The organism is Pelagibacterium sediminicola (assembly GCF_003390885.1).
In the GTDB taxonomy this organism is placed as follows: Bacteria; Pseudomonadota; Alphaproteobacteria; order Rhizobiales; family Devosiaceae; genus Pelagibacterium; species Pelagibacterium sediminicola.
The window spans coordinates 116,152-128,874 of sequence record NZ_QMEL01000007.1 but is presented as its reverse complement, the minus strand read 5'-3'; the positions used below and the strand labels follow the sequence as shown (position 1 = coordinate 128,874).

Here is a 12,723-nt window from a genome sequence, read left to right as displayed (position 1 = left end):
ACGGCGTTCACCATATACGGGCTGATCGTGGCGGCTATTGGTCCTAGATAGGGGAAACACGAAAAACAAAGGAGTTCCCCATGGGCCAGCTCATCGAAGGAAAATGGTCGACCCAGTGGTACGACACAAAATCGACCGGCGGAAAGTTCAAGCGCAGCGTGTCGGCGTTCCGCAACTGGATCACCCCTGACGGCGCACCTGGCCCGACCGGCAAGGGCGGCTTTGCCGCCGAAAGCGGCCGTTATCATCTCTATGTCTCCTATGCCTGTCCCTGGGCGCACCGCACCCTCATCTTCCGCGCCCTCAAGGGCCTTGAAGACCACATTTCGGTTTCCTCGGTTTCCCCCAAAATGCCCGACGAAACCGGCTGGGCCTTCAACGGCGAGATGGGCTCGGACACCGACGAGCTCAACGGTGCCGACTATCTCTGGCAGGTCTATGCCAAGGCCATGCCCGATTATACCGGCCGGGTGACCGTGCCCGTCCTGTGGGACAAGAAGACCGGCACCATCGTTTCCAACGAGAGCGCCGAGATCATTCGCATGTTCAACTCGGCCTTTGACGGGCTGACCGGCAATACGCTCGATTTCTACCCCGAGGACAAGCGCACCGAGATCGATGCGCTCAACGAACGCATCTACAACGACATCAACAACGGCGTTTACAAGGCCGGATTCGCCACCACCCAGAAAGCCTATGAAGAAGCCGTGACGGCGCTGTTTTCCGCGCTCGACTGGGTCGAAGGGGTACTGGCAGACAAGCCTTTCCTCACCGGCGAGGGCCCCACCGAAGCCGACTGGCGGCTGGTCACCACCCTGATGCGCTTCGATGCCGTCTATGTCGGCCATTTCAAGTGCAACATCCGGCGAATCGCCGATTATCCCAACCTCTCGCGTCTGCTCAAGACGCTCCACGACTGGCCGGGCATCGCCCCCACCGTGCGCATGGACCATATCAAGACGCACTATTACTGGAGCCACATCACCATCAACCCCACCCGCATCGTGCCCGTCGGGCCCGATGATCTTGGGTTTTAGATCGTTTCAGGTTTTGACGGAAACGGCCTGCCACAACGGTTGGGGTTGGACCGCGCTGGATTCCGGAAACGGGTCCCGGAATGACATTGGTGGCCTTGGCCGATACCTGCCCTACTCCCGCTTGTCACCCCGGGATTCATTCCCGGGGTCCAGGCCGAACCCGCAGCAATCGCGGGAACCCCGACGATTCCGTCAAATACTGATCTGCTTTAGGGCTTCCAGCCCATCACCAGAACGGTGAAATTTCGGCCTCGCCCCGGATTTCGGCGAGACGGCGCGCCGTCCCGGGGCTCATGTCCTGCGGCGGCGCGTCCATGTCGAACCAACCGGTCCCGGCGATCTCGTGATTGGGCGAGAACGTGTACTCCTGATGCGCATCGTCGGCGATAAACACCGTCACGTGGTTACGGTTGGTGTAAAACCTTGAATGGTAGATGCCGAACAGCCGCACGCGGCCCTCGATGCGATAACCGGTTTCCTCCAGCACCTCGCGCCGCGCCGTTTCCTCCACCGTTTCGCCCGGATCGACTCCGCCACCCGGCAATTACCATCCCTGAGCATAGGTGTGCCTCACCAGAAGCACCTTGTTATCGACGATCACCGCGCACCGCGCACCGCGCGTCAGGTGCTTGACCACCCCGACGGCCCGCAGCATCAGCCCGAACTTTAGTCGCTCCCAGCGCGATGCCATCTGCAAGGTCCCTGCCCGATCCGTTCCGGTGGCGTAAACCACGCAGGCACAAATACGGCAACAAACCGCATTCGGCCATTTTCTTGCCGCAGCCGCCGTGCCAATAGTCGCCCACTCATGATTTCACTCGCCCATATTTCCGATGTCCACCTTGCGCCCCTGCCGCGCGTGACCCCGCGTGACCTTTTATCCAAGCGCTTCACCGGCTGGCTGAACTGGCAGATCAAGCGCGGGCACGAGATGAAGGGCAAGACGCTCGCGGACCTCGTCGCCCACATGAAGGCGCAGCGTCCCGACATGATCGCGGTCACCGGGGATATCGTCAATCTCGCGCTCGACGAGGAAATCTTCCGCGCGCACGAATGGCTCCGCTCGCTCGGCGAGCCCGAAGACGTCTGCACCGTGCCCGGCAATCACGACGCCTATGTCAAGGGCGGGCTGGAAAAGGCGCTGGCCACCTACGGCGCCTATATGGCCGGCGAAACGCTCGGCAACGAGCCCTTCCCCTACCTGCGCCGGATCGATCAGGTCGCCGTGATCGGGCTTTCGAGCGCCATTCCCACCGGTCCGTTCATCGCCGCCGGCGAGGTCGGCGCCGGGCAGATCGAACGCACGGCAAAACTGCTGAACCTGCTGGGAGACGCGGGCTATTTCCGCATCATCCTCATCCATCACCCGCCCTATCCCGAATATGCCGATTCCCGGCGGCTCGGACTTTGGGACGCCCCGCAACTGCGCGCAATGCTCAGCCAGGCCGGGGCCGAACTGATCCTTCACGGCCATACCCACCAGTCCACCATCAACGCGGTTGCAGGGCCCGAGCGCGAGATCCCCGTGATCGGGGTGGCGGCGGGTTCGGCGGCTCCCGGCGGGCACGACGCCCCCGCACGCTACAACCTTTTCCGCATCGAAAAGGCCGGAACCGAGTGGCATTGCTCCATGCGCGAATTCGGCTACCAGCGCCTCGGCGATGGCATTACCATGCGTTTGCAGATGCGAATCTCTTGACCAGAGCTCGTCTTGACAAAGACCGTCTTTGAAATTGCCGCCCCCCTGTTCGACGCGGACACAGGCATCGCCCGGTTCGACTACCGTCTCGGCGAACTGGCCTTCATCGAAACACTCCGCTTCCCGCTCGATGGCCTGAGCGCGGACGCCGCGCAATCGGGCGCGTTCAGGCACCTGCTCGATCTTAACGCCGCCGTTCTGGGCGTAAGCTATTTCAAGCTCCTCGCGCCCTTCTCGATCGATCTTGCGAGCCTTGCGCTCACCGATGACGACCTGCCCTTCCTCACTGACATCTACGAAAACGGGCTGGGCGAATTTTACGCCCGCAATGACCTCAGGCGCTTTGGACAACTCCAGTTCAGCATCGGAAACAGCGCGCCCCAGCCCACGCCGATAATTCTCCCCGAGCGCGCGCTCGTCCTCATCGGGGGCGGCAAGGACTCGCTGGTGAGCGTCGACCTGCTCGAATGCGCCGGCCGGGACATCACGCTTTTCGCCGTCAACCCCAAGGGCCCGATCCTCACCACGTCCGGGCGCTCCGGCCACGACCTCATCGGCGTCGAACGCACCCTCGATCCCGAAATGATCCGGCTTTCAAGAGAGCCCGGCTATTACAACGGCCACGTCCCCTCGACCGCCATCAACTCGATGATCGCCGCGCTGGCCGCGCTGCTTTACGGCTATAATGCCATCGTCCTTTCCAACGAGCGCTCGGCAAGCGAGGGCAATATCGATTTCGATGGCCGCGAGGCCAATCACCAGCACTCCAAATCGCTCGGCTTTGAAAGGCTGATCGCGGAAACGCTTGCCCACGCCAGCGGCGGGACGCTGGGCTATTTTTCCCTGCTCCGCCCCTTTTCCGAGGCCCGCATCGGCCAGCTTTTCGCCCGCACCGACCGCTACGACGACGTTTTTTCAAGCTGCAACACCAACTTCCGGCTGGGCGGCAACGATGGTCCGCTCTGGTGCGGCAAATGCCCCAAATGCCATTTCGTCTTCCTCATCCTCGCGCCCTGGATGAGCCGCGAAAGACTGGTCGCCATTTTCGGGCAGAATGTCCTCGATGACCCCGAAAACATCCCCGCCTATCGCGAATTGACCGGGCTTGCCGGGCACAAGCCCTGGGAATGCGTCGGCGAAATTCTCGAAGCCGCCGCCTGCCTGTGGCGGATTTCAAAAGATCCGCAATGGAGCCGTAGCGCAGTCGTTATCGCCCTCAGGCCCGAACTCGAAGCCTTTTACGGCGCGGCGCGGCTCGAAGACGCCTTTATGGAACTGATGGCCGACAGCCCCGACCACCTCATCCCGGAACAGATCGAAAAAGCGGTTATTTCCCATGCAAATTGACGGACCGGTTCTTCTCTATGGCGCGGGCCGCGAGGCCCGCTCGACGGCAGACTTCCTCGCCCGGCGCTATCCCGGCCTCGAACTTTTCGTCACCAGCGACGATGGCACCGCCGAACTCGAAGGCGCCATCTCCATCCCTGCCGGGGAGGCCGCCAACGTCACGCGCTTTGGCACCATCGTCAAAAGCCCCGGCGTCTCGCTTTACAAGCCCGTGTTCGACGCCGCCCGGCAGGCGGGGGTGACGATCACCTCGAACCTCAACATCTGGGCCGCGCATTTCCGTGAGGGCCGCACCGTGGCCGCCATTTCGGGCACCAAGGGCAAATCCACCACCGCCACCCTCGTCCATCTGATGCTGGTCCATTCGGGCGTCGATGCCATCCTTGCAGGCAATGTGGGCATTCCCCCGCTTGATGCCGCCGACAAGGCGCAGACCGTTGTGCTCGAGCTTTCCTCCTACCAGACCGCCGATATCGGCTTTGCCCCCGACATCGCGGCCATTTCCAATCTTTTCCCCGAACACGTCGACTGGCACGGCGGGCTCGACAACTACTACCGCGACAAGCTCAATATCTTCGTCAAAGGGCCAAGGCTCGCCGCGCTCGGGCCACAAGCGGGCGGCAATGAGCGCGTGCTCAAAGCCATCCTGCCCTCGACCGAACGCATCCCCGCGCTCGATATCGATCTTGCCGACGAGATTCTGATGGCCGCCATGCACTCGCGGCTCAAGGGCGCCCACAACCACGACAACGCAAGGCTCGCCGCCCAGATCGCGCTCGCCGCAGGCGCGACGCGCGAGGGGATATTCAAGGGCATAGAGGCCTTCGTCCCCCTGCCCCACCGGCTCGAGGAACTCAGCGTAGGGGATATCCTCTTCATCGACGATTCGATCTCCACCACTCCCGAGGCCACCAAGGTCGCGCTCGCCGCCTATCGCGGCCGCCGCATCGCGCTGATCGCGGGCGGTCACGAGCGCCAGCAGGACTATACCGACCTTGCCAATCTGATGGGCCTCGCCGGGGTCACCGCGCTTTGCTGCCTGCCCGCCACCGGCCCCCGCATCGCCACCGCCGTGCGCGAGAACACCCCCATCCCGGTCGGCGAGTTCGCAACCCTTGATGACGCCATGCGCCATCTGGCCGCCAACCGGGCCGATTTCGACACGATCCTGCTCTCACCCGGCGCGCCGAGCTACAACCAGTTCAGGAATTTCGAGGAACGCGGCGACGCCTTCAAGGCCATGGCGCAGCGCTATTTCGGATAAGGCCCTCCGTCGTCACCCGGTTTATCCGGGTGACCCAGTGGCCAAAAAGGCTGGATTACCCGGATAAACCGGGCAACGACGCGAGAAGGTGAGTAGTCAGGCCATCTTGTCGATGGTCGACATCAGCTTGTTCTGCATTTCCGTAGCTTTCGTCTCGACTTCGGCAGCCATCCGGTCAGAGGCGGTCTTGGCGACGTTATCCACCGATGAGTTGAGCTGGAACGAAAAAGTGTTTGCAAACGCGTTGGCCAGATTTAGCGAGCGCTGCTGAAAATCTTCCATCATTTCCTTGCGCTTGAGACGCGCAAGCTCGGCCTCTTTCCACACGGAGGGTCGAGGCAGCCAGTTCATCTTCTTGAAGCCGATTTGTGCCATCGCTCCAGCCAAACGCCTGTTGCAAGGATGCCTATGCTAGCCGCCCGGCGTTAACAGTCTATTAGTGTCTGTCATAATTTGACGGGAACAGCTCCCCTCGCTTTTCCGGCGAAAGCCGGAAACCAGAACGAAATCCCAGCCTGCGCAACCGTCGAGGCATGGACTCCGGCTTTCGCCGGAGAAGCAAAGGAGAACAGATCGACTATACCGCCCTCTCCTCAAGCTCGATCAGCACCCCGTCGAAATCCTTGGGGTGCAAAAACAGCACCGGCAGGCCGTGGGCGCCGGTCTTCGGCTTGCCATCCCCCAGCACCCGCGCCCCGCCCGCAACGAGGTGCCGCACCGCGCCCGCAATGTCGGGGACCTCGAAACACACATGGTGCATCCCGCCATCGGGGTTCTTTGCAAGAAACCCGGCCACCGGGGAAGCCGCCCCCAGCGGTTCGAGCAGTTCGACCTTGGTGTTGCCCGTATCGACGAACACCACCGTCACGCCATGCTCGGGCAGGGCCTGCGGCGCGGAAACCGACGCGCCCAGCATGTCGCGATATTTGCCCATCGCCTTTTGCAAGTCCGGCACGGCGATGGCGATATGGTTGAGCCGCCCGATCATCTGTTGGTCAGCCGCCCCTCGATACGCCCCAGCACGGCAAAGGCCGCGTCGAGCACGTTGGTGCCCGGCCCGAAAATCTCCAGCACTCCGGCCTCGTATAGAAAATCGTAATCGCTGCCGGGGATCACCCCGCCGACCACCACGGCCACATCGTCGAGCCCCCGGCGCTTGAGCGCCGCAATCAGTTCGGGCACCAGCGTCTTGTGCCCCGCCGCCAGCGAGGAAACGCCCACCGCGTCCACGGCAAGCTCCCCGGCATGGGCGCCGACCTCGTCGGGCGTCTCGAACAGCGATCCCATATGCACCTCGAACCCCAGATCGGCAAAGGCCGTGGCGATCACCTTGGCGCCCCGGTCGTGCCCGTCCTGCCCCATCTTGGCGATGAAGATCGCGGGCGCGCGGCCATGGGTGGAGCAAAAACCCGCGATGCGCTCGCGCACCGCCTCGAACTGCGGATCGGCGGCATATTCCCCGGCGTAAACCCCCGAGAGCACCCGCGTGGTCGCATTGTAGCGCCCGAACACATCCTCCATGGCGTGCGAAATCTCGCCCAGCGTCGCCCGCGCCCGCGCCGCCTCGATCGCCGCTTCGAGCAGATTGCCCTCGTCCTTGGCCGCATATTCGCGCAAGGCATCGAGCATCGACTGGCACCGCGCCTCGTCGCGCGTTTTTCGGACGGTCTCAAGCCGCGCAACCTGCGAAGCCCGCACCTTCGCGTTGTCGATTTCCAGCGTCTCGATGGGGTCTTCATTGTCGAGCCGGTAGCGATTGACCCCGACGATCACCTCCTCGCCCCGGTCGATGGCGGCCTGCCGCACGGCGGCCGCCTTTTCGATTTCAAGCTTGGGCCGTCCCGTCTGCACCGCCCGGGTCATGCCCCCTTCGGCCTCGACGTCGGCAATGAGTTTTTCGGCCTTTTCGACCAGTTGCGCGGTCAGCGCCTCGATATAATGGGACCCGCCGAGCGGATCGACCACATCGGTCACCCGCGTTTCGTGCTGGAGGATGAGCTGGGTGTTGCGCGCGATGCGCGACGAGGTTTCCGTCGGCAGCGCAATGGCCTCATCGAACGAATTGGTATGAAGGCTCTGCGTGCCCCCCAGCACCGCCGCCATCGCCTCGAACGCCGTACGCACCACGTTGTTGTAAGGGTCCTGCTCGGTCAGCGAAACGCCCGATGTCTGGCAGTGGGTGCGCAGCATTTTCGAGCGCGGGTCCTTTGCGCCCAGATCGGTCATGATCTTCGACCACAGCGTCCGCGCCGCCCTCAATTTGGCGATCTCGACAAAAAAGTTCATGCCGATGCCGAAGAAAAAGCTCAGCCGCCCGGCAAAGGCATCGATATCGAGCTCCCGCGCCTGCGCGGCGCGTACGTAATCCATCCCGTCCGCCAGCGTATAAGCCAGTTCCTGGATCGCTGTCGCTCCCGCCTCGTGCATGTGATAGCCCGAAATCGAGATGGAGTTGAATTTTGGCATGTGACGCGCCGTATGCGCGATGATGTCGCCCACGATGCGCATGGAGGGTTCGGGCGGGTAGATATAGGTGTTGCGGACCATGAACTCCTTGAGGATATCGTTCTGGATGGTCCCCGAGAGCTTTTCCTGGCTCACGCCCTGTTCCTCTGCGGCAACGATGAACATGGCCAGCACCGGGATCACCGCCCCGTTCATGGTCATCGAAACGCTCATCTCGTCGAGCGGGATGCCATCGAACAGGATCTTCATGTCCTCAACGGAATCGATCGCCACCCCCGCCTTGCCCACATCGCCCGTGACGCGTGGATGATCGCTGTCATACCCCCGATGCGTCGCCAGATCGAAGGCCACCGAAAGCCCCTTCTGCCCGCGCTCCAGCGCCTGCCGGTAAAACCTGTTGCTCTCCTCGGCGGTCGAGAACCCGGCATACTGCCGTATCGTCCACGGCCGGTTGGCATACATCGTCGCCCGCACCCCGCGCGTGAAGGGCTCGACACCGGGAATGGCACCGTCATCGCCGAGATAGACCGGGGAAACCGAGAGGCCGCCATAGTCGCGGTCGAGGGACGATAGTGGGGTGTCGCGGAGTTCCTTTTGCGCGAGTTTTTGCCAGAGGTTCTTGGGGTTTTTGGTCATCGGGTCAAATCCCGGCTAACGCCGGGTCCCCCCTCCCATCCTCCCCCGCAAGGGGGGAGGTGTCAGCCCGGCGTACCGTGTGATATCGACCCCAGCCCCGTTCACTCCGTAGCACCCTCCCCTTGACGGGGAGGGCTGGGGAGGGGTGAGGCGCCGGGCGTGCTTGTCCATCACACCGCCTCGAATTCCATGATCACCGCATCCACCGCCAGCACGTCTCCGGCAACGACATTCACCTTCGCGACCTTTGCCTGCCGCTCGGCCTTGAGCACGTTTTCCATCTTCATCGCCTCGACGATCGCAAGCGGCTGGCCTTCCTCGACCACGTCGCCCTCGGCCACGTCGAGCCGGATGATCTGCCCCGGCATCGGGCAGATGAGGAACTTGCTCATATCGGGGGGTGATTTCACCGGCATGTGCACCATGAGGTCAGCCACATGGGGCAGCATGACCCTGGCGATGAGGTCCGCGCCGCGATAGCGCATGCGGAAGCCCGAGGTCACCCGGTCCATCCTCACATGGAGCGTACGCCCGTCGATCTCGGACGCCGCGACGGTTTCGCCCGGCTGCCAGCCATCCTCGATCAAAAGCCCCTGCCCGTCATCGGTCATCAGAACGAAAGCCTCGTCCGATTTGGGAATCGAGAAATCCCGGCGCTCATTGCCGATGATGACGCTGCGCTCGGCGATAACATGCTGTCCCATCATCGCCCCGGCACCCTCGAACCCGCGCGTTTCGAGCTGAAATGCCGCCCGGCAGGCCAGCGCGGCCAGCGCCAGCAGGTCATCATCGTCCAGCTTTGCCCCGGTAAATCCATCCGGGAACTCCTCGGCGATATAATTGGTCGAAAGATCGCCACCCCGGAACCGCGCCTGCCGGGCCACGGTCGCGATGAACGGGATATTGTTGCCGACACCATCGAGATCGAACTGGTCGAGCGCCACTGCCAGCCCGTCGATCGCCTCGAGCCGGGTGGGCGCCCAGGTGACGAGCTTGGCGATCATCGGATCGTACCAGGGGCTGATCTCGGCGCCCTCATAAACCCCCGTATCGTTGCGGACCACAAGCGTCGCCGACGCCTCTTCGACGGGTGGACGATAGCGCTTGAGCCTTCCGGTCGAGGGCAGGAAATTGCGGTACGGGTCCTCGGCATAAATACGCGCCTCGACCGCCCACCCGTTGAGCTTTACATCCTCCTGCCTGACCGAAAGCATCTGCCCGTCGGCGATCCTGATCATCTCCTCGACCAGATCGATGCCCGTCACCAGCTCAGTCACCGGATGCTCGACCTGCAGCCGCGTGTTCATTTCAAGGAAGTAGAAATTGCGGTCCTTATCGACGATGAACTCGACCGTCCCCGCGCTCACATAACTGACGGCCCGTGCCAGCGCCACCGCCTGCTCGCCCATCTTTTTGCGCGTTTCCGCATCGAGGAACGGCGAGGGCGCTTCCTCGATCACCTTCTGGTTGCGCCGCTGGATCGAACATTCCCGCTCGCCCAGATGAATACAGTTGCCCAGCGAATCCGCGAGCACCTGGATTTCGATATGGCGCGGCTCCTCGATGAATTTCTCGATGAAGATCCGGTCGTCCCCGAAGGACGAGGCCGCCTCTGATCTGGCGCGCTCAAAGCCCTCCTTGACCTCCACTTCGCTGCGCGCGATCCGCATCCCCTTGCCCCCGCCCCCGGCGGACGCCTTGATCATCACTGGAAACCCGATCTTTTTGGCGATCTTTACAGCTTCCGCCGCCGTCCCGATGATCCCCATATGCCCCGGCACAGTCGAAACCCCGGCTTCTGCGGCGATCTTTTTGGAGGTAATCTTGTCGCCCATCGCCTCGATGGCCGGGACCGGCGGCCCGATAAAATAAATCCCTTCCTGCCGCAGCCGCTCCGCAAACGCTGCATTCTCGGACAAAAACCCATACCCCGGATGCACCGCCACCGCCCCGGTCGCCCGGCACGCCTCGACGATTCTGTCGAAAACGAGATAGGACTGGCTGGCCGGCGCGGGCCCGATATGAACCGCCTCATCGGCCATCCTGACATGCAGCGCGTCCCGATCCGCATCGGAATAAACCGCAACCGTCGCGATACCCATCTTCCGCGCCGTCTTGATGACCCGGCAGGCAATCTCGCCACGATTGGCTATGAGGATTTTGGGGAACATTCAGGTTTTCCTGACAGCGCGAGGTGAAGGTTCGAGCCGGTCCAGCGCGTTGGCAAGAACTGCACTGACGCCGCCCGGATTGTTCAGAACATCGAGATTGGAAAACCGCAGGATGATGTATCCCTCGCCAGCCAAAAAGGCACTGCGCCGTTCGTCATGACGCTGTCCCGCCAGCGTATAATGTTGTCCGCCATCGACCTCGATAACCAGCTTTGCATGGTGGCAGAGGAAATCGGCGACATATGATCCGATCGGGGCCTGTTTGCGAAAGTGAAAGCCTTGGGATCGAAATGGAAACAGAAGACGCCACATTCGCTTTTCCGCATCGGTGGGATTGGATCGGAGCGTCCTGGCAAGCGAGGAGTTCATGCCCGCAATCCTGCGCTTAATCCAAATACCGCTGATCGGCTAACGCCGAATCCCCCCTCCCATCCTCCCCCACAAGGGGGGAGGTGCTGGCCTTGTGCGTAGGGAGACAACAAGGAAAAGGAAGCACCCTCCCCTTGATGGGGAGGGCTGGGGAGGGGTGAAGCGGCGAACACAGATGCCTCCATCCTCACCCCCCTCACAGCGGAATATTCCCGTGCTTTTTCACCGGCCCCTCGACCCTCTTGTGCCGCAGCGTCTCCAGCGCCCGCGCCACCCGCCGCCGCGTATTGTGCGGCATGATCACGTCGTCGATGAACCCGCGCTCCGCCGCCACGAACGGGTTTGCGAACCGCTCCTCATATTCCTGCGTCCGCGCCGCAATCTTTTCGGCGTCGCCAAGTTCGGAACGATAGAGAATCTCCGTTGCTCCCTTGGCCCCCATCACCGCGATTTCCGCGCTCGGCCAGGCGTAGTTCACATCCGCCCTGATATGCTTTGAGGCCATCACGTCATAGGCTCCGCCATACGCCTTGCGGGTAATGACCGTCACCTTGGGCACCGTTGCCTCGGCATAGGCGAACAGCAGTTTCGCGCCGTGCTTGATGATCCCGCCATATTCCTGCGCCACACCCGGCAAAAAGCCCGGCACGTCCACCAGCGTCAGGATCGGAATATCGAAGCTGTCGCAGAACCGGATGAAGCGCGCCGCCTTCTTGCTTGCGTTGATGTCGAGGCACCCGGCCAGAACGAGCGGCTGGTTGGCGACGACCCCCACGGTCTGACCGTTAAGCCGGACAAAGCCGATGAGGATATTGCCGGCGTGCTCCTTTTGCAGTTCGAGGAAATCGCCCTCGTCGGCGATCTTCTCGATCACCTCGCGCATGTCGTAGGGCTGGTTGGCATTGGCGGGGATAAGCGTATCGAGGCTGTCCTCGCGCCGGTCCACCTGATCGTTGGTGGCGACGCGCGGCGCCTTTTCGCGCGCCGAGAGCGGCAGGAAATCGAACAGCCGCCGAACCTCCAGCAGCGTCTCGATATCGTTCTCGAACGCCCCGTCCGCCACCGAGGAAATCCGCGTATGCGTCGAGGCCCCGCCCAGTTCTTCATGGGTCACCGTCTCATTGGTGACGGTTTTCACCACATCGGGCCCGGTCACGAACATGTAGCTCGTATCCTTGACCATATAGATGAAGTCGGTCATGGCCGGCGAATAGACCGCCCCGCCCGCGCACGGGCCCATGATCACCGAAATCTGCGGCACCGCGCCCGATGCCTGCACGTTGCGCCAGAACACCTCGGCATAACCCCCGAGCGAGGCCACCCCCTCCTGGATGCGCGCGCCGCCGGAATCGTTAAGCCCGATGATCGGAGCCCCGTTCTGCACCGCGAGATCCATGATCTTGCAGATCTTCTGGGCATGCGTTTCCGAGAGCGAGCCGCCGAAAACGGTGAAATCCTGCGAAAAGACGTAGGCGAGCCGCCCGTTGATCGTGCCCCACCCGGTCACCACGCCGTCGCCGGGAATGACCTGCGCGTCCATCCCGAAATCGCGGGCACGATGGGTGACGAACATGTCGTATTCTTCAAAACTGTCGGGATCGAGCAGCACATCGATACGCTCGCGCGCCGTCAGCTTGCCCTTGCCATGTTGCGCCTCGATCCTCCGGGCGCCCCCGCCCTGCCGCGCATGCTGACGCCGTGCCTCCAGCGCCTCGATGACTTCCTGCATCCAGT

The 12,723-nt window shown here is 62.5% G+C and carries 12 protein-coding genes; 4 read left to right on the top strand and 8 right to left on the bottom strand.

Annotated features, from left to right (window positions below; all coding sequences use genetic code 11):
• Positions 1-80: 80 nt before the first annotated feature.
• A complete protein-coding gene (locus tag DQG18_RS12265) occupies positions 81-1,037 on the top strand; it encodes a glutathione S-transferase family protein (RefSeq protein WP_116654561.1) in 957 nt (318 codons plus the stop codon).
• Positions 1,038-1,263: 226 nt separating this feature from the next.
• Here the strand turns inward: DQG18_RS12265 and DQG18_RS12260 are convergent, their stop codons facing one another.
• Positions 1,264-1,581, bottom strand: a complete 318-nt coding sequence (locus DQG18_RS12260; RefSeq protein WP_116654560.1) for an NUDIX domain-containing protein — start codon at positions 1,579-1,581, stop codon at positions 1,264-1,266.
• Positions 1,582-1,728: a hypothetical protein gene (locus DQG18_RS16170; protein WP_157970148.1), complete on the bottom strand. Its 147-nt coding sequence runs from the start codon at positions 1,726-1,728 to the stop codon at positions 1,582-1,584.
• Between the two features lie 117 nt (positions 1,729-1,845).
• Here DQG18_RS16170 and DQG18_RS12255 point away from each other — a divergent pair, with 117 nt between their 5' ends.
• Genes DQG18_RS12255 through murD form a run of 3 tightly spaced genes read left to right on the top strand, consistent with a single transcriptional unit; the run spans position 1,846 to position 5,347 of the window.
• The gene (locus DQG18_RS12255) at positions 1,846-2,736 is read left to right on the top strand and encodes a metallophosphoesterase family protein (protein ID WP_116654559.1); all 891 of its coding nucleotides are present in this window, start codon (positions 1,846-1,848) and stop codon (positions 2,734-2,736) included.
• A 12-nt stretch (positions 2,737-2,748) separates the two neighbouring features.
• A complete protein-coding gene (locus DQG18_RS12250; RefSeq protein WP_116654558.1) occupies positions 2,749-4,083 on the top strand; it encodes a MurL-like N-terminal domain-containing in 1,335 nt (444 codons plus the stop codon).
• Positions 4,073-5,347: a UDP-N-acetylmuramoyl-L-alanine--D-glutamate ligase gene (gene murD, locus DQG18_RS12245; RefSeq protein ID WP_116654557.1), complete on the top strand. Its 1,275-nt coding sequence runs from the start codon at positions 4,073-4,075 to the stop codon at positions 5,345-5,347. The genes DQG18_RS12250 and murD overlap by 11 nt, the downstream gene beginning before the upstream one ends.
• A 96-nt stretch (positions 5,348-5,443) precedes the next feature.
• On the opposite strand, the gene DQG18_RS12240 is transcribed toward murD, so the two are convergent.
• From DQG18_RS12240 to DQG18_RS12215, 6 genes are all read right to left on the bottom strand, one after another.
• On the bottom strand, positions 5,444-5,722 hold the full coding sequence (locus DQG18_RS12240; RefSeq protein WP_116654556.1) for a hypothetical protein: 279 nt from the start codon (positions 5,720-5,722) through the stop codon (positions 5,444-5,446).
• Between the two features lie 202 nt (positions 5,723-5,924).
• Complete coding sequence (mce, locus tag DQG18_RS12235; RefSeq protein ID WP_116654555.1) at positions 5,925-6,335, bottom strand: methylmalonyl-CoA epimerase; 411 nt, start codon at positions 6,333-6,335, stop codon at positions 5,925-5,927.
• Positions 6,332-8,449, bottom strand: a complete 2,118-nt coding sequence (scpA, locus tag DQG18_RS12230; RefSeq protein ID WP_116654554.1) for a methylmalonyl-CoA mutase — start codon at positions 8,447-8,449, stop codon at positions 6,332-6,334. The genes mce and scpA overlap by 4 nt, the downstream gene beginning before the upstream one ends.
• Positions 8,450-8,619: 170 nt before the next feature.
• On the bottom strand, positions 8,620-10,620 hold the full coding sequence (locus DQG18_RS12225) for an acetyl-CoA carboxylase biotin carboxylase subunit (RefSeq protein ID WP_116654553.1): 2,001 nt from the start codon (positions 10,618-10,620) through the stop codon (positions 8,620-8,622).
• Positions 10,621-10,989: an endonuclease domain-containing protein gene (locus tag DQG18_RS12220; protein ID WP_116654552.1), complete on the bottom strand. Its 369-nt coding sequence runs from the start codon at positions 10,987-10,989 to the stop codon at positions 10,621-10,623.
• A gap of 196 nt (positions 10,990-11,185) precedes the next feature.
• Entirely contained in the window at positions 11,186-12,718 is a 1,533-nt protein-coding gene (locus DQG18_RS12215; RefSeq protein ID WP_116654551.1) for an acyl-CoA carboxylase subunit beta, read from the bottom strand.
• Between the last annotated feature and the right edge of the window lie 5 nt (positions 12,719-12,723).

Bases quoted from the DNA above. Each gene is read 5' to 3' on its own strand.
- DQG18_RS12265 (WP_116654561.1), top strand. From the start codon at position 81: ATGGGCCAGCTCATCGAAGGAAAATGGTCGACCCAGTGGTACGACACA.
- DQG18_RS16170 (WP_157970148.1), bottom strand. From the start codon at position 1,728: ATGGCATCGCGCTGGGAGCGACTAAAGTTCGGGCTGATGCTGCGGGCC.
- DQG18_RS12255 (WP_116654559.1), top strand. From the start codon at position 1,846: ATGATTTCACTCGCCCATATTTCCGATGTCCACCTTGCGCCCCTGCCG.
- murD (WP_116654557.1), top strand. From the start codon at position 4,073: ATGCAAATTGACGGACCGGTTCTTCTCTATGGCGCGGGCCGCGAGGCC.
- DQG18_RS12240 (WP_116654556.1), bottom strand. From the start codon at position 5,722: ATGGCACAAATCGGCTTCAAGAAGATGAACTGGCTGCCTCGACCCTCC.
- mce (WP_116654555.1), bottom strand. From the start codon at position 6,335: ATGATCGGGCGGCTCAACCATATCGCCATCGCCGTGCCGGACTTGCAA.
- scpA (WP_116654554.1), bottom strand. From the start codon at position 8,449: ATGACCAAAAACCCCAAGAACCTCTGGCAAAAACTCGCGCAAAAGGAA.
- DQG18_RS12225 (WP_116654553.1), bottom strand. From the start codon at position 10,620: ATGTTCCCCAAAATCCTCATAGCCAATCGTGGCGAGATTGCCTGCCGG.
- DQG18_RS12220 (WP_116654552.1), bottom strand. From the start codon at position 10,989: ATGAACTCCTCGCTTGCCAGGACGCTCCGATCCAATCCCACCGATGCG.
- DQG18_RS12215 (WP_116654551.1), bottom strand. From the start codon at position 12,718: ATGCAGGAAGTCATCGAGGCGCTGGAGGCACGGCGTCAGCATGCGCGG.